The organism is Paracoccus albus (assembly GCF_027913035.1).
Lineage (GTDB): Bacteria > Pseudomonadota > Alphaproteobacteria > Rhodobacterales > Rhodobacteraceae > Paracoccus > Paracoccus albus.
The window spans coordinates 1807144-1829677 of record NZ_CP115775.1; the positions used below are offsets into that span (position 1 = coordinate 1807144).

Consider the following 22534-nt stretch of genomic DNA (forward strand, 5'->3'; position numbering starts at 1 on the left):
GTCACGCCGACCGCGGGTTCACGATCATCCGGCCGCGCATTTCCATGTGCAGGGCGTGACAGAACCACTGGCAGTAATACCAGTAAACGCCGGGCTGTGCCGCAGTGAAGGTGACAGAGGACGTCTGCTGTGCGCTGACCTCCATGGCCACGCCGTGATTGTTCAGCGTGAAGCCATGACTGAGATCGTCGATATCGTCCAGGTTGGTGACTATGACAGTGACCTCATCGCCCTGATTCACCTCGAACTGCTCGAGCGCGAAATTGGGCGCCTGCGACGAAATATAGACGCGCACCTTGGTCGGATCCTGCTCATCCCGGATGACAATATCCTGCCAGTCATCCAGATCGACGCCATCCGCCTCTGCCTGCGCACGCGCGTCGGCCCACATGGGATCGTTGCGGTCCCAGACTGACAGCGGGTTCACCTTCGAGGCGTGGACAAGGATCGAATCGTGCGGCTCGGCGAATGTCGGCCCGTCGTGCAAGAGGGTCAGATTGGTGCCATCCATCGAGAAAAGCTGTTCGTTTTCAGGCTTCAGCGGGCCGACATTCAGGAAACGGTCTTTGGAAAATTTGTTCATCGAGATGAACCATTTTCCGTCCGCCTCCTTCGTTTCGCCCATCGTGGTCGAGTTGTGACCGGGCTGATAGTGCACATCTGCCTTGGATTTGATCGGATCGACCGCTTCTCCATTATGGGCGCGGATGGCGTCTTCTATGTTCCAGACCACGACCTGACTGTCGAGGAACAGCGTGGTTATGGCGTTCCCCTTTCCGTCAAAGCAGGTGTGCAAGGGGCCAAGCCCCAGTTCCGGCTGTGCAACGATGACGGATTCCGGTTCGGCCTCATCCGCGAAGATCGCATCGAAAAGCGTCACGTCGAGAACCGAGACAGTCGGCGAAAGTTTACCCGCAACACAAAGGTAGCGCCCGTCGGGGGCCATGTTGCAGCCATGCGGATTGTTGGGGATCGGGACATAACGTGTGTAATTCTTGTTCTGCCCCTTGCGGCCATCCAGAACACGCACGCCGTTCTTTTCCTCGAAGTCGCCGGCTTCCAGTCCTGCCTCGATCTCTTCGATGTTGAAGATAACAACATGGTCCAGCTCTGCCTCCATCATCTCGGCAGAGGTCATCCCCATCTCAGAGTTATAAGAGGTCGAGAAGGCGTATTTGCCGGTGTAATCGGCATCCGTATTATCGAGGTTGCCCGACACCATGATCTGCCAAGCGACTTCCATCGTTTCGGCGTCAATCGCGGTATAGTAGTTCACGTAATCCGCCGGATCCAGCATTGTGCCGTCGTTCACCAACGGGGTTTCATCCTCGCCATTGGCGAACACATATTTTGTATGCGGCGCCTTCTGGGGGCGCAGTCCGTGAATTGCCTTGGCGTTCGGCACCTCGACGATTTTATCGCATTTCATGACATCGCAGCGGATCCGGGCGACACGCGTGTTCGCCTTGTCGTTCATGAACAGATATTTACCGTCATAGGTGCCGTCGGTGAATGACATATGCAGGTGATGAAGATCGCCATTGTCGTGAATGCGCTTACCCTGCGCCGCCAGATATTCGCGCGTCTGCGGCAGCATGTTTTCCGTCAGCACCTTCAGCGATTCATTGGTCTGCCCCCAACCCGTGGCCGAACAGCGGTTGAACACCGGGATCCGCATCAGCTCTCGCATCGAGGGCACGCCGAGGATGCGAACTTCACCCGTCTGGCCCGATGACCAGAAGCCGTAATATTCGTCCAGCTGGCCGGGGTGAGGGGTGGCTTCGGCAGCGGGTTCCTGGGCCGCTGCGCTTGTCGCCGCCGTCGCCCCAAGACCGGTCGTTCCGGCGATAAATGCACTGCGGGTCAATCCGGCGCCGCCTAAAACAGCAGCGCCGCCCGCGGTCGCCCCCAGAATGCCGCGTCTGCTGATCCCACTTTTTTTGTGATCGCTCATCTTCAAACTCCTTGAGGTTTTATATTGGGATGGTTGCTCAGCCCCTCACGTGCGGCAGGGGCAGGTTGAGGCTTTCCGGAATCGGCCAGTTTTGCCCGGCGCTTGTCACTTTTAATGACAACCGGGCATTTCGTGTGGCTGTGATAGAGAACCTGGCAATGCATACAGTTCAGGCACTCGTTCGGATTGATCTCTCCGGTTGGGTGAATGGCCTGAACGAAGCACTCATTTCCGCAGGTCTGACACGGATTGCCGCATTCGTTATAGCGTTTCAGCCAGTCGAACATCCTGATCCGCGCGGGGATCGCCAATGCCGCGCCAAGCGGGCACAGATAGCGGCAATAAAAGCGTTCCACAAAAAGTCCGGCAATCAACAGTGCTGCCGCATAGGAAACGAAAGGCCACGCGCGAACAAAATTCAGGACGATGGCGGTTTTGAAGGGCTCGACTTCGGCGAGATGTTCAGCCTGCTCCAGCGATGCCAGAGAAACACCGAACAGACCGAGGAAGATCATGTATTTCACCGGCCAGAGCCGCTCATGCAGCCCCCAGGGCAGGCGGAACTGCGGAATGCCAAGTCGTCGCCCGATCTGGTTCAACAGTTCCTGCAAGGCACCAAAAGGACACAGCCAGCCGCAATAAGCACCGCGCCCCCAGAATATCAGCGCGGCAGCAACGGCGAACCATAAGATGAAGGTCAGCGGGTCCAGCAGAAACGCCTGCCAACTGAAACCGCTGGCCAAGCTGTTGGCCAATGCCATGATGTTGACGACTGAAAGCTGTGCGTTCCACATCCAGCCAAGTACGAACAGCGTGACACTCAGAAACGACATGCGGAACCAGAACACCGCGCGCTCTGACCGGCTAAGCCATTCCTGAAAGAAAAAGGCCGCTGTCAGCACGGAAAGCATGGCGACCAACACGATCACTTCCAGCTTTTTGCCTTCCCATATGCGTTTCCACAAAGCGGCCTGGGCCGTGGCCTCATCCTGCTGGGCAAGCAGTGCCGCATCACCTGCACCTGCTTCGGCGGATTGGCCCTCTGTGCCGGTTGTTGCAGGGGCGGTTGTCACCTCTGCCTCTGGGGCGTCGGACGGGGCTTCTGCCGGCAATGCACGAAGATACTTGTCCGGCAACTGGTAGCTGAGATCGAATGTCGTAAAGACCTTTTCGATCGCTGCGACGTCACGGTGAACCAGAAGCTGAATTCGAAACGGCTTGGTCGGGTCAAAGCCGCTGTCTGCAGGTATCCTGAACAGGTCCACTTCAGAAAATGACGGCGCATCCTGAACGGCCAATTGCGCGCGGCGGTGCATCCGATCCCGGAACCGGACCGACATATCATCCTGTATCAGGTGGATACGGTCGAATATCCCGCCGCGCACATAGCCAGAGCCCTTGAAACTGTATAAACCGCGACCCGCGATCAGAATGGCGTGGTCACCTTCCGCCAGCCAGCTTTCAAGATTTGCATATTCGGCCTGACCCAGCAGCGTTCGCCCGATGCCAGGCACGCTGACCAGGGCGGTCTGCATTTCGATAAAGGTGGTCTCCGGCGGCTCGGTCAGGGCCCGCGCGTCGGATCGTGGGTCACCCAGTGCGGCGAAAGCTTCGTTGACCTCCGCCACGGTCAATTCCAGCTTCCGAAGCGTCCCATCCCCTTCGAGCACGGACCAATCATCCGCTGCTGTGGCGTCGGGATCTACCTCCGCGGTGGCACCGCTTTCTTGTCCTGCCGACAAACCGCCAAGTCCCAGGGCCCGCGCGACCTTCAAAGAGGACCGGACGATTGAATCATCGATTACCATGACGGTGACGGTCGCGCCCGACACGATGTTCAGTTCATGCGCGGAACCGCCCGCCTCAGCCTCTGCGACGAGGTCGAGGCCGGTGTAACCTTCAGCCACCGCGAGCATTTTCGATTCAGGAATGCCGACGAGCACGATCGGTTCAGAGTGCTTGACCAGTCGGACCCCAAGGACTTTCGCATCGGGGCTGACCGCGACCATCGTGTGAATAGGCTTGCCGGAATACCCGGTGGTGCCAACGAAGTCAGAGGTGATGAAAGCATAGCCCACCGTGTTCGCCCCGCTCAGCACGGGTGCGACAGGCAGATCGTCGCGAACCGGCCCATAGCCATCTGCGCCGGGCAACAGTTCTGCCGCCGGAACCTGTTCCAGATACGTGCTCAGAACCGGCCCCTGCCGGATCTGCGCCACAGCCGGAAACGAACCGGCAAACCCGACCAGCAGCACAAAGAAGATGTTCAGGACCCAAATCATAAGCCGCATCGGCCAGTTCTCTCCTTCGTCGAAAGTTGACGCTGGCCAACTTCACGCAATCGCGGCGAACGTTGCCCGTCTCAGCAACAGGCAGCGCAGAAGCCCACAAAAGCGTCTGCACACGGATCAGCGCTAGCAGCAGATGGAGAGTGCCGCCTTGAGTTATGTCATGCGATAAACTTTACAGTTCGTTGACCCGGCGGCAGGCTCGACCTTTATCGCTCGATCGCCAGCATCACCTTCGCGCATCCGTCCCGGCGAGACGGTGTTTCGTCAGCACGATATCTGGCGAATGCAGTCGACAAGCTGCGTGACGAGCATGCCTGCCAGGAACAGTTTCTGCGGGGGGGGAATGGTGCTGCCGGAGAGATTTGAACTCTCGACCTCTCCCTTACCAAGGGAGTGCTCTACCCCTGAGCTACGGCAGCGATGTCGGTCAATGACCGTGCGGGCCATTTAGACGAGGGGGGCGGGTAGCGCAAGGGGGCAGATCGGGTTTTTCGCGAAGCTGTCGAGGCTTTATCGAAATTTTCTTATTGTAGTTTATGGCGCGGTTTAAACGACAAACGCCCCCTTCCGATGAGGGGGCGCTCCTTCACTTCGTACTACCAGTTACTCGCGGATTTCGCCAGGATCGACGCCCCAGATCGCGGTTTTGGGCAGCCAGCCCTTTGCGCCCGCGCCGGAGACGCGGCACCACTCGGTTTCGCATTCGCCCAATCGGACAATCGCGCCACCTTCTGCCATCGCGATGACGCCCGCGTTCAGGTCGGGACGAGAGCGAAGCTCTACCATTTCCTGCTGAATGATCGCGGTCCGCACGCCGGACAGAAGCTGATAGTGAACCCAGCCGCCCGCGCCATCCCGATCTTCAACCCGGCGCCAATGACCGAACTCGCCTACGACGCGCAAGGGCATTCCGGAATGCTGGAATACCCAGTCTATGCGATGCGACAGGGACGGGCCACGTCGCACGTTCCCCTGTTCGCCCTTCAGCGAGACATAGCGCGGAATAGGCAACCGGGTCACCGGGCCGCGCACGATTTCAACCGCGGGTGCGGTCGGGGTCACGCTGGCAACCTTGACGGGCCGGGCCGCAGGCCGCGTCGCATCCGGTGCCTGCGCAGCCACTGGTGTGGCGGCGGGCTCTGCAACCTGTTCGACTGCCGCCTGTGTTACGGTCGCTTTATCCTTGTCATTGCTCGCAGCCTCGGCGGGGGCCAGAACAAACACCATGAGCGTCGCGCAAGACAGCGCCAGAAATGCCTTCGCGGGCCAGCCGAGCGCGCGCCAGACCGACACCGCCCCCTGACCGTACGATGCGCGCATCGCGTCTCGATTGAATCCTTGTTTCTTCGCCGAGCGATATGCACGACGGAACGATGGTGAGATATGTCCCATCTTTCCTTACCTGCCCCAATCCTGCGGTCATTGCCGCGAACCTGTTCCGCGACCTGCGCCGCGCTGCCTCACATCACTGCGTCGTTTTCCGCGCAGTTTTTAACGGGACTTGTGCCTGTATCCCGTTCAGGTCAGTTTGCCCCAAGCAGAAGCAGCTTGGAAGGGATGAAGTGATGAGCCCCGCCAATTCTCGCCTACATGTGGCCGTTACGCGACGCTTGCCAAAAATTGTCGAGGAGCGGATGCGTGAGCTTTTCGACGTCCGGCTGAATGACGATGATCATCGGCCCGACCGCGAAGAACTGGCTGAGATGCTGAGAAATAGCGATGTGCTGGTGCCTTCTCTGTCTGACCGACTTGATTCCGATATGCTCATGCAGGCCGGCGACAGGCTGAAGCTGATCGCGAATTACGGCGCAGGCGTGGATCACATCGACCTGAAAGCTGCTGCCGAAAACGGCATAATGGTCAGCAACACACCCGGCGTCCTGACCGAGGATACTGCCGATATGGCTATGGCGCTGATCATTGCTGTCACGCGAAGGCTGAGCGAGGGGGTCTTGGCGATGCAAAGCGGCTCATGGGAGGGCTGGTCCCCCACTGCTTTTCTTGGCGGGCGCATCGGTGGTCGTAAGCTGGGGATCGTGGGCATGGGCCGGATCGGCCGGGCCATCGCAAGGCGGGCGACAGCCTTCGGCATGGAGATCCATTATCACAACCGCACCCGTCTGCGCCCGGAAACAGAAGCCGAACTGCGAGCGACCTGGTGGGACAGCCTTGATCAGATGCTGGCGAGGATGGATGTGATCAGTGTCAATGTCGCCCACAGCCCCGCGACCTTCCATCTGCTGTCGGCGCGGCGACTGAAGCTGCTGCAACCCTCTGCCGTGCTGATCAACACATCACGCGGAGAGGTGATCGACGAAAATGCCCTGACCCGTATGCTGCGAGCCGGTGAAATCGCTGGTGCCGGGCTGGATGTTTACGAACACGGGCACGAGGCCAATCCACGCCTGCGCAACCTGCCGAATGTCGTGCTGCTTCCGCATATGGGCAGTGCAACCGTCGAAGGCCGGATCGAGATGGGCGAAAAGGTCATTGTGAACATCCAAACCTTCGCGCATGGGCATCGCCCGCCGGATCTGGTTATTCCTTAGCGCCCCACGGCTGCCATCGTCTGAAGGCCGCCGATCAGCGGGCGCCCGGCAGGTACCGCACGGGATCAGATCTTGGTCGGGACCTGCAAACGCACCTTTCGCCATCACCTGCGATCCGATGCCACCAAAGGAAAAAGCCGACGGTGCCATTCCGCACCGTCGGCCTCAGTCTATCCCGGGTCGTTTGATTAGGGAGAAGTCACGTCGCAGCGCTGACCCTGCGCGGCAACACGTTGGCATGTTTTCGAAGCGGCAGACTGCGACAGCCCGACCAGAGTAGCCTCATACCCCTTGGAGGATTCGCGCACATGGCGCAGCGCACCGTCCAGCAGTTCGGATTCCTGCATCGCGATCTGCACGAGGCGCGCATCCGCCTGATTGCGCGACTTGAAGCGTCCCAGCGACACGCCCCAGCTTTGCCCACCGGAAGAGGAGGCCCGCGCCACCCGTTCCGTCGGCTTACGCTCTGGCCCGCCGGCGGTGCCCGAACCGACAATCACCGTTTCCGAGCGACGTTGCGGCTTGGTGGAGGAATCAAGCTGCAGGTCCTCGGTCGTCGGAACGACATTCGCGGTGCTTGCAGCCGCCACGGCGGCGGCAGGCTGATCGGTTCGGGCGTCCGCACGGCGGCGCGGTGACGCAACGGGCCGCGCCGACACGCGCAGAACTGTCGCGTTGCCGCCTGCATCAGCCATCGCCAGCTTGACAGCTTCATCGGCGGCGGTCGACGCGCTTGCCGTAGCGCTTCCGGGTTTGGCCGGTGGACGTGCGCTGCTGGCCAGTCGCACTGGGGCCGAACTGCGCTGCTGTGCTGGTTGCGCGGGTGGAGGTGCCGCTGCGGCCTGCGCCATCGCCTCGTTCATTGCGCTGTTCAGACTGCTGGCAGCGACCGATGCAGATGCCGCTCGTACAGCCGGACGGGCAACAGGTGCGGTCGAGGCAACTTTCCGACTGGATTTGCGATCGACGATATATTGCGGCGGCGCTGGTTTGATTTCTTTTACGCGGGTCGGTGCACGCCCAAAGCCCATATCAAGCAGTTGCGCAACAGTTGCATTCCGCTGCGCGGTAGAGGTGCCGCCGAATACCGTCGCGATGATCCGTTTGGACCCCCGCTGCGCGGACGCCGTCAGGTTGAAACCTGCGGCGCGGGTGTAGCCCGTCTTGATCCCGTCCGCACCGGCGTAATTGTCAAGGAAGGTACGGTTGGTCGAACGAACCGTGGCAATCCCGGCATCGGCCGAACGCCGCGAGAAGATCGAATAATATTGCGGGAAGTCATAGAACAGCCGACGCCCCAGCGTCGACATGTCGCGCGCGGTGGAGAAATGGCCCGACTGGGTCAGGCCGTTGGCATTGCGGAACTGGGTGTTGTTCATCCCGAGCGCGCGCGCCATGCCGGTCATCTGCGCAGCAAAGCGATCCTCTGACCCGGCAAGATTTTCGCCAATGGCAGTGGCCGCGTCATTGGCCGATTTAACCGCTGCGGCGCGGATCAGATAGCGAAGCTCTATCCTTTGGCCAGCACGCAGTCCAAGCCGAGAGGGCGGCTCTGCTGCGGCGTTGGATGAAATGGTGAACTTGCTGTCCAATCGGACCTGACCACGCTCAATCGCGGTGAACGCCATGTAAAGCGTCATCATCTTGGTCAGTGATGCTGGGTGAAGCCGCGTATCGGCGTTCTGCGCATGGATCTGTTTGCCTGTTCGGCCATCCATGACAAAAGACGCAAAAGGCGCGGCTTGCGCGGCAAGGGGAATCAGGAACGCCAAGAGCGTCAGCAGTCCTGCGCGGAACAACGTGCGGATTCTGGTCACTGTCTCGATCTCTTCTGCCTGCTGCGGCCGTGTTGTTTTAGATGGCCGTCGTTAATTTTTCTACAGTAGCACAGCAAATCCGATGCGAAAACCTTGCATTTGACGTATTATCGCGATTTCCGGACCCGATGGCCGGAATTCGCCGGCCCGTTCGACATGGCGGGCTTTCATTACCAGGAAAACCGCCTATATTAGGGGCCAACCGAAAAATCACCCGATAATCAAACATGCCACAGGATCCCGGCCACCGCGAGGAGACTGACCTCGTTGTCAAGACGCAGCCGAAGACAAAGCGCCCGCCGATGTACAAGGTGTTGCTGCTGAACGATGACTTCACACCGATGGAGTTCGTCGTTCATGTGCTTCAGCGCCTGTTTGCGATGTCTCATGCGCAGGCTGTCGAAATCATGCTGACCGTTCACAGGAAAGGCGTCGCGGTTGTTGGCGTCTTCTCTCATGAGGTGGCCGAAACAAAGGTCGCCCAGGTGATGGAGCTTGCGCGCCGTCAGCAACACCCGCTGCAATGCACGATGGAAAAAGAATAACTGATGCGCCACGCCCGACTGTCGCTGGCATTCCCTGAACCACCGCAAGGGCGCGTGATGCTTTTCGGTGCTGACGGGGCCGAAGATATTTCTGCCTTCGTCCCACAGAACACAACCGTGATAGAGGGCATGGCCCATCACCATGCTGCGTTGCAGGCACGCGGCTATCAGGTGGAAACCGCCGCAGATCAACTGCCTTCGTTCGACATTGCGGTCGTGACCTTGCCGCGCTCTCGCGAGGCGGCGCGCGCGCGGATTTTCTTGGCCGCGTCAAAGCTGTTGCCCAATGGTGATCTTTGGATTGACGGGCAAAAGACCGATGGCATCGAAGCCGTGCTGAAGGAAATACGCGCGTTCTCGAACATTGCCGAATTGCATTCTAAAGCACATGGCAAGATCGCGAGGCTCTCTGATCCGGGTGCAATCCCAGCGGACTGGGCAGGTGCCAGCTATACACCTGCCCCCGGCTTTACGACGAAAGCCGGTATTTTCTCGGCAGAGACGGTTGATCCTGGTTCGGTCGCACTGGCCGCAGCCCTTCCGGAAAAGCTGCCGACCAGAATTGTTGATCTGGGTGCTGGTTGGGGGTGGCTGTCGGCGCAGATCCTTCGGCATCCGGGTGTCGATGTGCTGCACCTGGTCGAAGCCGATCACACCGCACTGGAATGCGCCAGGACCAACATAGATGATCCACGGGCGCAGTTTCACTGGGCGGATGCCCGCAGTTTCAAACTGCCCGAGCCGGTCAATGGTGTCATCATGAACCCGCCTTTCCACAGCGGACGCGCGGCAGACCCCTCGCTGGGCATCGCTTTCATCCGCGCCGCCGCGTCACTGCTGACGGGCGCGGGCAAGTTATGGGTGGTGGCCAACCGCCACCTGCCCTACGAGGCTGAGCTTTCGCATCATTTCGCGGATGTCTCGGAGATTGGTGGGGATAACCGTTTCAAAATCCTAGCAGCCACTGGTTCAGGCGCAAGGAACAGGAGAAGCAGATGAGCAATTCCGTCGAAGGCAGAACGGCCATCGTCACTGGTGCCGCAAAGGGCATCGGTCTGGCCATCGCAAGGCAGCTTCACGATCACGGCGCGAATGTGATGTTCGCGGATTGTAATGAGGCAGCCCTTGAACATGAGATGGAGCGTTTCGGGGACGATTCACGCGCCAGAAGCTTTGCCGCCGACATGTCGCAGCGTCTGTCGATGGCAAACCTTCTGTCGGCAACAATCGATTCATTCGACCGCGTCGATATTCTGGTGAACGCGCATCGCCTGGTGAAGCCGGGCGATCCGCTGGAATCGATTGAGAACGGCTTGGAAGAGATGCTGCGCCAGAATCTTCTGGCGGGTCTGATGATGTCCAAGATCGTTGCGAAACGCATGATCCAGCAGTCAAAGGACAGTGACGATGACCGCATGGCGGGCGCGATCGTCAATCTGACAACCCTAGCGGCACAGCGCCCGCATCCCGAATTGATGGCCTATTCCATCGCCTCTGCCGCGCAGGATCAGGCGACGCGGGCCTTGGCGCTTGCACTCGCGTCCCACCGTATTCGCGTCAACTCTGTCGCTTTCGGTTCTGTCATGACGACAGAAATGAAAAAGACGCTGAAGGAAAACCCCGACCTGCGCGAAGGCATCATCAAGGGCACGCCGATGGGCCGCATCGCCGAATCGGAAGAGCTTGCCGATGCCGTCCTGTATCTGGCGGGCGACGGTGCGGGCTTCGTTACCGGCCAGATTCTGAACGTAGATGGCGGGCGCAGTCTGCTTGACCCGGTTCAGGCGGCAATGTTCTAGGCATCATCCTCGGGATATGCTGCCTTGCATTGGCGAACGACCTGTTCGGCCCGTGCTGTTTCGGTCTCAAGCTTCTCTCGCAGGTAATCCCTGCTGCGCATTTCCGCCGCGGGGTCGATGGGCACGCGATAGCGTTCGGTATCCGTGACCCTGCGCCAGCAACTGCGCTGCACGATATGCGCCTCACCATCCTTGTCGCGAACAACCTGCGGACAGAAATCGAGTTCGGTCCGCCGGACCTCACGCTCTTCCCACGCATAACCGCGCGACAGATTGGCCTCTGTCTCGGCCAAAAGTCCGCTGAGCACCCGATATTCCTGTGTATTGCCGCGAATACAACGCTCTTGCTCTGTCCCGCAGGCTGTCAGGGCAAGAAGCGGCAGAAGTATCGAAAGCTTGCGGATCATATGGGCGCCCCGTTTGAATTGTTGCAGGAAGCCTAGCGGCAGCGCCGTGAGACAGCAATTCAACTTTTATTCTTCCTGCTTCGGCGCATTCCAGATCAGGTTTCAACAAGCGGGCCTGCGCCAGCACAGCAGCAAATGCACAATACGCAAGCCACGCGCCCCGGCAAAATTGCAGGTATTTCACCGGGGGGCACGGGCGCACACGCTAGATCGGTTGACAATCCAGCCTATGCGGGCCACCGCAGCTTCGCAAATTGCAATGGTGAGGAAGATCATGGACGACATGCTGCCCGAGCGCCGTGAGGCCGCCGATTGGTTTCGCAGCCTGCGCGACGAGATCACAGCCGCATTCGAGGCATTGGAAGATCGCGGCCCGGACACTGCGGCACCTGGCAGGTTCGAGGTGACGCCGACCGAACGCGCAGATAACGGCGGTGGCGGGATCATGTCCGTGATGCGCGGCGGTCGGGTGTTCGAAAAAGTCGGCGTCAACTGGTCCGAGGTTCATGGCACCCTGCAACCCCGCGCCCAGACCGCAATGGCCGCGCGCGGCGTTCCGGGGATCGGGGATGATCCGCGCTTCTGGGCGTCGGGTATCAGCCTTGTCGCCCATATGCAGAACCCTCATGCGCCAGCCGTGCATATGAATACGCGCATGTTCTGGACACCGGGCGCATGGTGGTTCGGCGGCGGTTCCGATCTGAACCCGTGCCTCGAATATGCCGATGATACGGCGCATTTCCATGCAACGCTGCAAAACGCCTGCGATGCGCATGATCCGGAATATTATGCCCGGTTCAAGGCGTGGGCGGATGAGTATTTCTTTATTCCTCACCGTGGGCGGGCTCGTGGCGTCGGTGGGATCTTCTATGACGATCTCAACAGCGGTAACTGGCAGGCCGATTTTGCCTTTACCCGTGCCGTCGGGGCCGCGTTCCTGCCCGCCTTTCTGCCACTGGCCGAGGCGCGCATGTCGCAGCAATGGAACGCTGCCGACACGGATGCGCAGCTTATACATCGTGGTCTCTACGCGGAATATAACCTTGTCTATGACCGCGGAACGAAATTCGGGCTGGAGACCGGGCATAACCCCGATGCCGTGCTGATGAGCTTGCCGCCAATGGCGAAGTGGGTCTGACGGCTCAGCTTGCTGCGGCGACTGGCCGCGCGGCTTGTTCCGCCAGAGGATAAAACCGCAGCATGGTCAGCGCACGTGTCGCATTCAGCACCATTAAGGCCGCCCAAAGCCCGTGATTGCCCCAGAGCTGCGGCAGGATCATCAGGGCCACAACATAGATCGCCACGGCTTCAAACATGGCGCGGCGCATTTGCGCCGTCAGTGTTGCGCCGATGAACACACCGTCCAGCATCCAGCTGGCGATGCCGATCAGCGGCGCAAGTGCCAGCCACGGCAGATACTGCTTGGCGTCGGCGCGGACAGGCTCTGAAGTGGTCAGAAGGTCAATGATTGCCGGTCCGAACAGTGCAAAGACGACGCCAAGCAATACCGCGCCCCCAACCGCCCAGCCAGAACTGACCCTGACAGACCTGCGCACAAGATCGGACCGCCGCGCGCCCACCGCCTGCCCCACCAGCGTTTCGGCCGAGAAGGCAAAGCCGTCCAATGCATAGGCCGTGATTTCAAGAAACTGCAAAAGCACCTGATTGGCCGCGAGTGTGACATCGCCCTGCCCCGCAGCCATGAACATGAAGGTTGTGAATGAGCCCTGCAAAAGCACCGACCGGATCATGATGTCCGAATTGACGCGCGCCAGCCGCGCCAGCCTCTTCCGTGCAAACAGGCCCGCCTGCCTTCTGGCAGCGCGCAGGGCATCGCGGCAGAACCAAAGACCAAGGGCAAGGCCCGAAAGCTCTGCAATCAGGGTCGCTGCGGCCACCCCGCCGACGCCCCAGCCCAGCCCCAGAACGAACCAGATATCCAACGCCACATTCAGCCCGTTCTGCAGAAGCTGAAGCAGCAGCACATCGCGCGTTCGTTCCATCGCGATCAACCAGCCGGTTATCGCGTAAAGCGCAATCGTCGCGGGTGCGCCCCAGATTCGGATCGACAGATATTGCCGGGCCAGCGTCTCGACCTCGTCGCTGGCAGGGGCAAGCATGAACGCGCCCGCAAACAGCATCGGATGCAACAGGATCAAAGAAAACCCGGCGGCAAATGCGATTGCAAGCGCGCGCAGCAGATGCGCCCCGACCTCGACATCATCGCCAGCACCATGCGCCTGTGCGACAAGACCAGAGGTCCCCATACGCAGAAAACCGAACATCCAGTATATTGAGGCGAGGATGACTGCCCCAATCCCGACTGCGCCGATCGGTGCCGCCTGCCCCAGCTGACCGATCACCCCTGTATCCACCGCACCAAGGATCGGCACGGTCGCATTGGACAGCACGATGGGCAGCGCAATCGCCAGCACGCGCCGGTTTGTCACCTCTTTTGCGCGCAATGCTCAGCCCTGCGGCATCAGGAAATGTGCCGTCGCCTGCGCGAACAGCTTGGCGCGATTGTCCTGCCACGCCTCGACATGAACGCTAGCATAGCGGCGGCCCGAACGCACGACCTTTGCGCGGGCATAGGCATCGCGCGGCAGGCCAGAGCGCAGATAATCGACCGTGAAGTCAATCGTCTTTGGCAATCTGGGGATGGAACCCGGTGCACTGGAATCCGGCGCGATCCGACCGGCCTCCATATCCTCCCACATCGCGGACCAGGCGAGTTCCACGATTGCCGTAATTTCAAGGAAGGCCGCCGTGGCACCACCGTGAATGGCAGGCAGAATCGGATTGCCGATCAGCTTGTCGTCATAGGGCATGACGGCGGTCAGCTCGTCCCCGCGACGGTCAAAATGAATGCCCATCCAGCGCATATAGGGTACACCCTCGATCAGCGCGTTCAGCGCGTTGTCGCGGCGCAGCTTGATTTGCTGTAGCGGTTCGTTGCGATCAGCCATGCTCAACGCTCCACCGTGAAGGCGCCAGTGGCCGTGGCGACCGGATTATCGTGATCTTCATCCATCGCCTGCGCCCGCACGAAGGCGACCGAGCGGGTGATGTGATAGCAATGCGCCTTGGCGGTGATGCGCTGCCCCGGTTTGGCGGCACGCATATAATCTATGCGCAGGTCAATCGTCGCGGTCGATCGTGGTGCCGAACCATGTGCCAGGACAGCCGCACCGCTGCATGTATCCATCAGGGCCGAAATAACCCCTCCATGAATGATACCGCTATGAGGGTCGCCAACGAAATCGGCATTCCAGTCCATAACGATCTCTGCCTGCGCATCGCCCAGATGAACCATCCTCATGCCAAGCGCACGCGCATGCGGAAGCGCTTCGATAAATTGCTGTGCGATGCGGTCTCGGGTTTCTTTTGACGACCGTTCGTCCGCGCCATCCTCTGTCACTGTCATCCCGCATCCCTCTGTCATGTTCCACTCAAAGCTCTAGCCTCTGCGGGCGCTTCGCCGCAATAGTTTGGGTCAACTTGCGGTAGGCGAAGTTAGGGTTTAGCCTGCCTGCAAAATCGACGCTGTACAGGTTCGGTATGCCCGATTCAGAAGAGTTGAGTTTCAAGGAAATGTGCGCACGTTTCGACGTCACACCGCGGACGCTGCGCTATTATGAATATATTGAACTGCTTCAGCCCCGGAAGGATGGGCGGTCGCGCTTCTATTCCGGGCGTGAAGTGGCGCGCATGACACTGATCCTGCGTGGCCGTCGCTTCGGCTTCAGCCTGGAGGAGATCCGGCAGTGGCTGGAGATTTACGATCAGAAGGGCGATCGGGAGCAATACGAGGTCTGGATCGACAAGGCCAACAGGCAGCTTGGCGTTCTTGAGGAGCAGAAGGCAGAGATCGACGCCGCAATGTCCGACCTGCGTGATTTGCGCGACGAAACGGCCGAAATCCTGCGCAAAATGGGTTAGGCCTTTGGGCAATCGTCTTGATGCGATGAGGGTGGCCACAAGGTTCCAGTTTGCCGCGTAGCCGCAATCAGCCGTCAAACATCTGGCTCACTTCGCCGCGATGGTTCGAGCAGAAAGTAAACTCGTTCAGATTCGTCCGCATGTACTGGTGGCTGGTCGAGAGGTGAAAGTCGAGTGTCGGTTTCTTCCTCACAGGTCGCCCACTGTTTCGCGCCATACTTGACCGCAACATGCGTATATCCTTCGGATGCCAGTAACTTGCAGGATATGAGTTCATCGTTCGAAAAGACAGAACACTTTTCGACCCTCACCATAGCTTCGGCTTTGTGGGTTTTCATCTTTACATCAGGTATGATTCCCGTAACCAAACGCCCGCCACGCTATTTAAAAACCATGACGATTGTCTTGCCAGCCGGGCCGCGACATCGCTTTCCGGGGCACTGCCCAGCAACATAACCTTCTTCAATCTCAACGTGGCCGGATGGAGACGCCTTGATATCGCGGTTGTCCATCTGCTCACAGATTTTATGTCCCATTCGCCATGCGGTTTTGTAGGTCACGCAAACATGGCATTGTAGCTCCTTGGCAGAAACACGGTGGCGAGTCGTGGCAAAAAGGTAGATCACACAAAGCCACGATTGAATGCGGATATTCAGAACCGTTGTCGCTGCGCCTCGATTTGATAGCCGATGGCGAGGACAGCCACAGGTCAGCCCAGCCGGGACTCATGGAGGAGTTGTCTCCATATGAATATGTGGCTTCAGACCTTTTCCGCCAGCTTCTTCTCAATAGCTTCCCAGATCATCGCGGCAGCGTTAACCCCATCAAACCGCTCCAACTCCTGAAGACCGGTAGGAGAGGTCACGTTTATTTCTGTCAGCCAGCCGTCTATCACGTCAATGCCGGTGAAGAGCAGTCCTTTCTCGCGCAGCGTCGGGCCAATCGCCGCACATATCTCCTTTTCACGTTCGGTCAGTTCTGTTTTTTCAGGTCGGCCACCGACATGCATATTTGAGCGTGCCTCACCACTGGCCGGAACCCGGTTGATTGCACCAATCGCTTCGCCATCGACCAGAATAATGCGCTTGTCGCCTTGCTTAACGGCTGGCAGGTATTTCTGGACGATGACCGGTTCGCGATTGAGAACCGAGAAGATTTCCAGCAGCGACGAAAGATTTGGGTCTTCCGGCGACAAATGAAAAACGCCCGCGCCGCCGTTGCCGTAAAGCGGCTTCAGGATAATGTCGCCATGCTTCGCCCGAAACTCCCGAATGTCGTCTAGATTCCGGGTGATAAGCGTCGCAGGCGTTAGATCTGGAAAGTCGAGCACCATTAGCTTTTCGGGGCAATTCCTCACCCAGAACGAATCGTTGACGATAAGTGTCTCTTTGCGAACGCGATCAAGCAGGTGGGTCGATGTCACGTATCCCATGTCAAATGGCGGGTCCTGCCGCAGCCAGACGACGTCAAACTCAGTCAGGTCGACTGTCGCCCAATCCCCGAAATCGACATGATTGCCTGCCTCGCGCCGCAGCGTAACTGGCCTGCCCCTTGCGCGGACCCGCCCCTCGCTGAAGCTGAGACCATCAACAGTATATTGAAACAGTCGATGCCCACGCGCCTCGGCCTCAACGCCGATACGAAATGTACTGTCTGCATCAATAGCGACCGCTTCAATCGGATCCATCTGCAAGGCGACGTAAAGGCTCATGGCGTAGTCCTCTGCTTTTTGCAGACTTGTCGGACGTTCTGGCTGACAGTGCAAGCCGTCACGTCCTCTGAAGACCTCGCGCGCGACTATTCGGCCCCAAACGCGGCTTCTATGATCTGCACACGGCCATACTGATCCACCAGTGCGGCATCCATTCTCATGTCAGTCATCTGGCCAGACGGCAGCGAATCGCAATATTCGCTCGCCGCCATGCAGATTCTGTTCATCTGCCGCCTGCTGATGCGATCTGCCGCTCGCGAAAAGTTCTTGGAGGATTTCACTTCCGTAAATACGAACTGGTCCCCGCAACGAAGGATCATGTCGATTTCGCCGGCCTTTCCGCGCCACCGGCGTTCCACCACTGTATATCCCGCGTCAACGTAGTGATCGGCAACGCTCATTTCTGCAAGGCGACCGGAATCATAAGACGTGCGTCCCCTGATTTCGCGGGCAGAACATCGCCCCACATTTCTGACGGCAGACGGCTTGGTCGGCATGGCCGCAGCGACAGCATCAAAATCCAGAGTGAGTTGCATCAAGTCTTCTTCTCCAATGCAAGTGCCAGCTGGTAGGCATCCCGACGAGAAACGCCGTAACGATCAGCGACCGCAGCGGCTGCGTCCTTCACCGAATTTTCAGCAAGCAGATCCATCAAGGCACACTCAATATCCTTCGCATTCATCTCGCGCTCGGTCGGCTTGTCGACAAGCAGAACAATTTCGCCCTTTAGGCCATCATCCGCTATCTGGCGCGCGATCTCGCCGGGCGTTCCCCGAAATGTTTCCTCAAACTTTTTTGTCAGTTCCCTACACAAGACAGTAGGACGATTCGGGTCAATCTCGCACAACATTTCCAACGTTTGCTTAACGCGTCTTGGACTGTCGAAAATGATGCAGGTCGCGTCGGTCGCTGTGACCTCTGATAGCCAGCTTTTTCTGGCGCCGCGCGGCTGCGGGGCAAAACCTGCGAACAGAAATCTGTCGCTCGGAAGGCCCGATATGCTCAGTGCCGTCAGCGCAGCTGATGGTCCCGGAACGACATGCACGCGCTGCCCGGCCCGCACGGCCTCGCGGACAAGGCGGAAACCCGGATCCGCAACAAGGGGCGTGCCGGCATCAGAGCAATAGGCGATTGATTTGCCGTCAGCCGCCGCGCCCGCCAGGGCCCTGGCCTGATGTTCCTCATTGTGGTCATGTGCCGCGATGATCCGCCTGCCCCTAAGTGGAATGCCGTGGATCTCCATAAGGTGACGCAATGTCCGGGTGTCTTCAGCCGCAAGCAGATCGGCTGCGTTCAGCACATCCAGTCCACGCAGCGTGATGTCACGAGCGCGTCCGATAGGTGTGGCCACCAGATATAGTCCCGGCTCCAGATTCGTTGCCTCAATGCGGGCCTGCACCGGGTTCGGGGATTGTTGATCTTCGGTCATGGAAATCCTGCTGAGGCTGCCCCGCGTTGCAAAGGCGGGGGGTTTAAGAATAGGCTGCGGCGCAACGCCACCGAACAAGACAATAGGGAATCATTCGAATGTTCACCATTGCCAAGCGAATCACGCGGCGCGCTGCGCTTGCGGGTATTCTGGGCGCAGGGCTTGCCACTGCCGCCTGCCAGCCGACAAGCCTCGGCAGTTCCGGTCCGGCTATCGGGCCGCAGATCGACCCGCGCCAACCGGTACAGGTTGCACTGCTGGTCCCGGGCGGCACCGGCAATTCCGACCTCGACTGGCTTGGCCGCTCTTTGGCCAATTCGGCGCGTATGGCCGCCGCCGATGCGGATGGTGCGCAGATCGATTTGCGTGTCTACACCACGACCCCCAGCGAGGAATCGGCCGTATCCGCCGCAGAAAAAGCTGCTGCCGAGGGCGCGAAGATCATTCTCGGCCCGCTTTTTGCTGACTCTGCAAACGCAGTGGGCAATGCGATGAAAGACAATAACCTGAATGTTCTGTCATTCTCGAACAATCAGGAAATCGCAGGCGGAAATGTTTTCATCCTCGGCAGTACGTTCCAGAATGTCGCCGACCGTCTGGTCAGCTATGGCGTCAGACAGGGGTTGCGCCGTTTCCTGATGATCTATGAGAACGACGCCGCAGGCCAGATTGGTGCCGGCGCGATTCAGGCGGCCATCGCGCAAAATGGCGCGACCCTTTCCGGCAAGCAGCAACATGCCCTGTCGCAGGAGAGCATCGATGCGATCATCCCCGCCGTGTCGGCGGCAGCCAAGTCCGGCAATATTGACGCGATCTTCATGACCGCCAACCAGCAGGCTGTTCTGCCTTACCTGACCGACCAGCTTAACGATGCAGGCGTGACTTCGCGCGATGCGCAGTTCATGGGCCTGACGCGTTGGGATACGCCTGCCGCGCGGCTGCAGCTGCCCGGCGTACAGGGCGGCTGGTTTGCCCTGCCCGATACCTCGCTTCAGTCGCAATTCGTGTCCCGCTATCGCTCGGCCTATGGCGAAGCGCCGCATGACCTCGGTTCTCTGGGCTATGACGGCGTGGCGGCTGTCGCGGCACTGGTTTCCGCTGGCAACCGCAATGCCGTTAACACAATCGGGCTGACCCGGTCCTCGGGCTTTACCGGCGTCAATGGCGTATTCCGCCTGCGCCCCAACGGCACGAATGAACGCGGCCTGGCCATTGCGACGGTCACCAATGGCCGCGTCGTCGTCATTGATGCGGCACCGCGCAGCTTCCGTGGTGGCTTCGGTTTCTGATTTGGGCGAACGTCTGGATTCATTGCCACAAAGCGCCCCGGCATTGCCCGGGGCGCATTCCATATTCGACGCCGACAGCTTTTTGCCCGTCTTGGAAGGCAAATTGGCCGAAGCCGAGGATGCACGCGCGAAACGGGCGGTTACGGTCGCCGAATTGCAGACTGCTCGCAATGCCGCGATGGACGACATCATAAAGGGATTCGACAGCCATCCCCGCGCAGCGAGGGAGACCGTTCGTGCGATTGCGAGCCTGACAGATGCCATTGTCACCACCGTGCATTGGGTCGCCGTCACCCACCTTCACCCGCAGCAAAGCCCGACCGATGCCGAGCAGCTGGCCGTAATAGCCGTCGGCGGTTATGGACGCGCCGAAATGGCACCGCAGTCCGATGTCGATCTGTTGTTCCTGACGCCGTATAAGACCTCTGGCTGGGCGGAAAGCGTGGTCGAATCCATGCTTTACATGCTGTGGGATCTGAAGCTGAAAGTCGGGCACTCGACCCGCAGCGTCGATGATTGCATCCGTCTGGCGGGTCAGGACATGACCATCCGCACGTCAATGGTCGAACACCGCGCGGTTGCGGGTCAGCTTTCCCTGGCCGAAACGCTGCGCGAACGCCTTTGGTCGGAACTTTTTGAGAGTTCCATTCCCGAATTCATCGAGGCCAAGCTGTCCGAACGCGATCAGCGCCACACACGTCAGGGCGGGCAGCGATATGTTCTTGAGCCGAATGTGAAAGAGGGCAAGGGGGGGCTGCGCGACCTTCAGACCCTGTACTGGATTGCGAAATATATTCACCGAGTCGAGCGCGCCTCGCAGCTGGTGGAGCTGGGTTTTTTCACGCGCGACGAACATCTGGCATTCTGGCAGGCCGAAGATTTCATGTGGGCGGCGCGTTGTCATCTGCATCTGATCGCCGGGCGTCCGGTGGACGTTCTGTCATTCGACATGCAGGTCGAGGTCGCGCGACGCATGGGTTATCAGGATCGTCCCGGCCGTCGCGGGGTCGAAGTATTCATGCAGGACTACTTTCGCCACGCCACCCGAGTGGGCGACCTGACGCGCGTATTCCTGACCGCCCTTGAGAGCCATCACGTCTTTCAGCAACCGCTTCTCAGCCGCATTTTCCGCAGGCGCAGAAAGCTGCGGCCCGCCTTTGCGGAACTCAACGGCAGGCTCAATTTCGCGGAACCTGAAACGGTCCTGAACGACCCGCTGAACATCCTGCGCATCTACGAAGAGGCGCTTCGCACAGGTGTGCTGATCCACCCCGAGGCAATGCGGCTGATTGCATCGAACCTTGAACTGATCGACGACGATATCCGTGAAAACCCCGAGGCGGTGCGGATCTTCCTCGACCTGCTGCTGAAGCACGGCAACCCGGAACGCGGGCTGCGACGGATGAACGAGCTGGGCGTGCTGTCAGCCTTCATCCCTGAGTTTGAGCCCGTCGTGGCCATGATGCAGTTCAACGTCTATCATCATTACACGGTAGACGAACATACGATCCAATGCATCGTCGCCCTGTCGGAGATCGAACAGGGACATGAGGTAGAGGATCTGCCGATTGCCAGCCGGATCATGTCGTCAGGCACGGTCAACCGCCGTATCCTCTATCTTGCGACGCTGCTGCACGATATCGGCAAAGGGCGGCCGGAGGACCATTCTATCATCGGTGCACAGATCGCCCGCCGCGTGACGACGCGGCTGGGTTTGCCGGCAGAAGAGATCGAAACCGTCGAATGGCTGGTCCGCAACCATCTGCTGATGTCCGATATTGCACAGAAGCGCGACATATCCGACCCCCGCACGATCCGCGACTTTGCCAAGGCGGTGAAGTCGCGCAAGCGTCTGGACCTGCTGCTGGTTCTGACCGTCTGCGATATTCGCGGCGTCGGGCCCGGCACATGGAACAACTGGAAGGCCGTTCTGCTGCGCCAGTTATACGAGCAGACAGAAAGCGTGCTGGAAAACGGGATGGAGGCGCTGAACCGCGATCAGCGCCGCGATGAGGCCAAACGATCGTTGCGCCATCTGCTGGCCGCGAAAGGCTGGGAAGCCAGGGAAATCCGCGCCGAAACTGCGCGCCACTATGCGAATTACTGGCAGGGCCTGCCCACCCAAACGCATGAGGTGTTCGCCCGGCTTCTGAAAGATCTCGGCAATGACGAGATCCGGATCGACCTGCATCCCGACGCCGACCGCGACGCCACGCGGGCGGCCTTTGCACTGGCGGATCATCCAGGCATCTTCTCTCGCCTTTCCGGTGCGCTTGCCCTGGTCGGGGCGAACGTTGTCGACGCGCGGACCTATACGTCGAAAGATGGTTTTGCGACGGCGGTTTTCTGGCTGCAGGACAGCGAAGGTCATCCCTATGATGCCGATCGTCTGCCACGCCTTCGCAAGATGATCGACCGGACCCTGTTGGGCGAACTGGTCGCGCGCGATGCCTTTGCGGACAAGGATCAGATGAAAAAGCGCGACCGCGCATTCAAGTTCCCGACCCATATCACCTTCGACAATGAAGGCAGCGATATCTACACCATTATCGAGGTCGACACCCGTGACCGCCCTGGCCTTTTGTTCGACCTGACCCGAACGCTGGCCGCCAACCATATCCAGATTGCCAGTGCGGTGATTGCGACCTATGGCGCACAAGTGGTGGACAGCTTCTATGTCAAGGATGCTTTCGGGCTGAAATTGCATCAGCCGGGCCGCCGTGAGTCCTTGGAAAAGCGCCTGCGGCAAGCCATACGGGACGGGGCAGAACGGGCCAGCCCCGACAAGGCAGGAGCATAAG

General features: G+C 59.5%; 19 protein-coding genes, 1 tRNA gene and 1 pseudogene. 8 read left to right on the forward strand and 13 right to left on the reverse strand.

Annotation, left to right across the window (positions count from 1 at the left end):
* Position 1: 1 nt before the first annotated feature.
* The 4 genes from nosZ to PAF20_RS18845 form a co-directional block, all read right to left on the reverse strand.
* Positions 2–1954, reverse strand: a complete 1953-nt coding sequence (gene nosZ, locus PAF20_RS08990) for a TAT-dependent nitrous-oxide reductase (RefSeq protein WP_271070340.1) — start codon at positions 1952–1954, stop codon at positions 2–4.
* A 2-nt stretch (positions 1955–1956) separates the two neighbouring features.
* Positions 1957–4245 (reverse strand): NosR/NirI family protein, encoded by a 2289-nt coding sequence (locus PAF20_RS08995; protein ID WP_271070341.1) that lies wholly within the window; start codon positions 4243–4245, stop codon positions 1957–1959.
* A gap of 344 nt (positions 4246–4589) precedes the next feature.
* Positions 4590–4664 (reverse strand) — tRNA-Thr (locus tag PAF20_RS09000).
* A 184-nt stretch (positions 4665–4848) separates the two neighbouring features.
* Entirely contained in the window at positions 4849–5565 is a 717-nt protein-coding gene (locus PAF20_RS18845; protein WP_353620583.1) for an SH3 domain-containing protein, read from the reverse strand.
* Between the two features lie 245 nt (positions 5566–5810).
* On the opposite strand from PAF20_RS18845, the gene PAF20_RS09010 reads away from it, so the two are divergent.
* A complete protein-coding gene (locus tag PAF20_RS09010) occupies positions 5811–6794 on the forward strand; it encodes a 2-hydroxyacid dehydrogenase (protein WP_271070342.1) in 984 nt (327 codons plus the stop codon).
* A gap of 188 nt (positions 6795–6982) precedes the next feature.
* Here PAF20_RS09010 and PAF20_RS09015 read toward each other — a convergent pair whose 3' ends face one another.
* Positions 6983–8611, reverse strand: coding sequence for a D-alanyl-D-alanine carboxypeptidase family protein (locus tag PAF20_RS09015; RefSeq protein ID WP_353620584.1), 1629 nt, complete (start codon positions 8609–8611; stop codon positions 6983–6985).
* Between the two features lie 227 nt (positions 8612–8838).
* Here PAF20_RS09015 and clpS point away from each other — a divergent pair, with 227 nt between their 5' ends.
* The 3 genes from clpS to PAF20_RS09030 are packed head-to-tail and all read left to right on the forward strand — an operon-like array spanning position 8839 to position 10955.
* Positions 8839–9156 carry an ATP-dependent Clp protease adapter ClpS gene (gene clpS, locus PAF20_RS09020; protein ID WP_271070343.1) on the forward strand — a complete coding sequence of 106 codons (318 nt, stop codon included), beginning with the start codon at positions 8839–8841 and terminating at the stop codon, positions 9154–9156.
* 3 nt (positions 9157–9159) lie between these two features.
* Positions 9160–10155: a class I SAM-dependent methyltransferase gene (locus PAF20_RS09025; RefSeq protein ID WP_271070344.1), complete on the forward strand. Its 996-nt coding sequence runs from the start codon at positions 9160–9162 to the stop codon at positions 10153–10155.
* On the forward strand, positions 10152–10955 hold the full coding sequence (locus PAF20_RS09030) for an SDR family NAD(P)-dependent oxidoreductase (protein WP_271070345.1): 804 nt from the start codon (positions 10152–10154) through the stop codon (positions 10953–10955). Before PAF20_RS09025 ends, PAF20_RS09030 begins: the two co-directional genes overlap by 4 nt.
* Here PAF20_RS09030 and PAF20_RS09035 read toward each other — a convergent pair.
* On the reverse strand, positions 10952–11362 hold the full coding sequence (locus PAF20_RS09035; RefSeq protein WP_271070346.1) for a hypothetical protein: 411 nt from the start codon (positions 11360–11362) through the stop codon (positions 10952–10954). The genes PAF20_RS09030 and PAF20_RS09035 overlap by 4 nt on opposite strands.
* Positions 11363–11636: 274 nt before the next feature.
* On the opposite strand from PAF20_RS09035, the gene hemF reads away from it, so the two are divergent.
* Positions 11637–12500, forward strand: coding sequence for an oxygen-dependent coproporphyrinogen oxidase (gene hemF, locus PAF20_RS09040; RefSeq protein ID WP_271073290.1), 864 nt, complete (start codon positions 11637–11639; stop codon positions 12498–12500).
* 4 nt (positions 12501–12504) lie between these two features.
* Here hemF and PAF20_RS09045 read toward each other — a convergent pair whose 3' ends face one another.
* From PAF20_RS09045 to PAF20_RS09055, 3 genes are read right to left on the reverse strand one after another with little or no spacing between them, the layout of a single operon-like run.
* Positions 12505–13827, reverse strand: coding sequence for an MATE family efflux transporter (locus tag PAF20_RS09045; RefSeq protein WP_271070347.1), 1323 nt, complete (start codon positions 13825–13827; stop codon positions 12505–12507).
* Between the two features lie 3 nt (positions 13828–13830).
* The gene (locus tag PAF20_RS09050) at positions 13831–14331 is read right to left on the reverse strand and encodes a PaaI family thioesterase (RefSeq protein ID WP_271070348.1); all 501 of its coding nucleotides are present in this window, start codon (positions 14329–14331) and stop codon (positions 13831–13833) included.
* A 2-nt stretch (positions 14332–14333) separates the two neighbouring features.
* A complete protein-coding gene (locus tag PAF20_RS09055; RefSeq protein ID WP_271070349.1) occupies positions 14334–14789 on the reverse strand; it encodes a PaaI family thioesterase in 456 nt (151 codons plus the stop codon).
* A gap of 134 nt (positions 14790–14923) precedes the next feature.
* Here PAF20_RS09055 and PAF20_RS09060 point away from each other — a divergent pair, with 134 nt between their 5' ends.
* A complete protein-coding gene (locus PAF20_RS09060; protein ID WP_271070350.1) occupies positions 14924–15304 on the forward strand; it encodes a MerR family transcriptional regulator in 381 nt (126 codons plus the stop codon).
* Between the two features lie 67 nt (positions 15305–15371).
* On the opposite strand, the pseudogene PAF20_RS09065 reads toward PAF20_RS09060, so the two are convergent.
* From PAF20_RS09065 to rsmI, 4 genes and pseudogenes are all read right to left on the reverse strand, one after another.
* Positions 15372–15783 (reverse strand): annotated as a pseudogene (locus PAF20_RS09065) (transposase); the annotation flags it as partial.
* Positions 15784–16064: 281 nt separating this feature from the next.
* Positions 16065–17015, reverse strand: a complete 951-nt coding sequence (gshB, locus tag PAF20_RS09070) for a glutathione synthase (protein ID WP_271070351.1) — start codon at positions 17013–17015, stop codon at positions 16065–16067.
* An 86-nt stretch (positions 17016–17101) separates the two neighbouring features.
* Entirely contained in the window at positions 17102–17551 is a 450-nt protein-coding gene (locus PAF20_RS09075) for a YraN family protein (protein ID WP_271070352.1), read from the reverse strand.
* Positions 17551–18444 (reverse strand): 16S rRNA (cytidine(1402)-2'-O)-methyltransferase, encoded by an 894-nt coding sequence (gene rsmI / locus PAF20_RS09080; RefSeq protein ID WP_271070353.1) that lies wholly within the window; start codon positions 18442–18444, stop codon positions 17551–17553. The genes PAF20_RS09075 and rsmI overlap by 1 nt, the downstream gene beginning before the upstream one ends.
* Positions 18445–18542: 98 nt before the next feature.
* Between rsmI and PAF20_RS09085 the strand changes: the two genes are divergently transcribed.
* Positions 18543–19733: a penicillin-binding protein activator gene (locus tag PAF20_RS09085; RefSeq protein ID WP_271070354.1), complete on the forward strand. Its 1191-nt coding sequence runs from the start codon at positions 18543–18545 to the stop codon at positions 19731–19733.
* Entirely contained in the window at positions 19693–22533 is a 2841-nt protein-coding gene (locus PAF20_RS09090; RefSeq protein ID WP_271070355.1) for a [protein-PII] uridylyltransferase, read from the forward strand. Before PAF20_RS09085 ends, PAF20_RS09090 begins: the two co-directional genes overlap by 41 nt.
* The last annotated feature ends 1 nt before the right edge of the window (position 22534 follow it).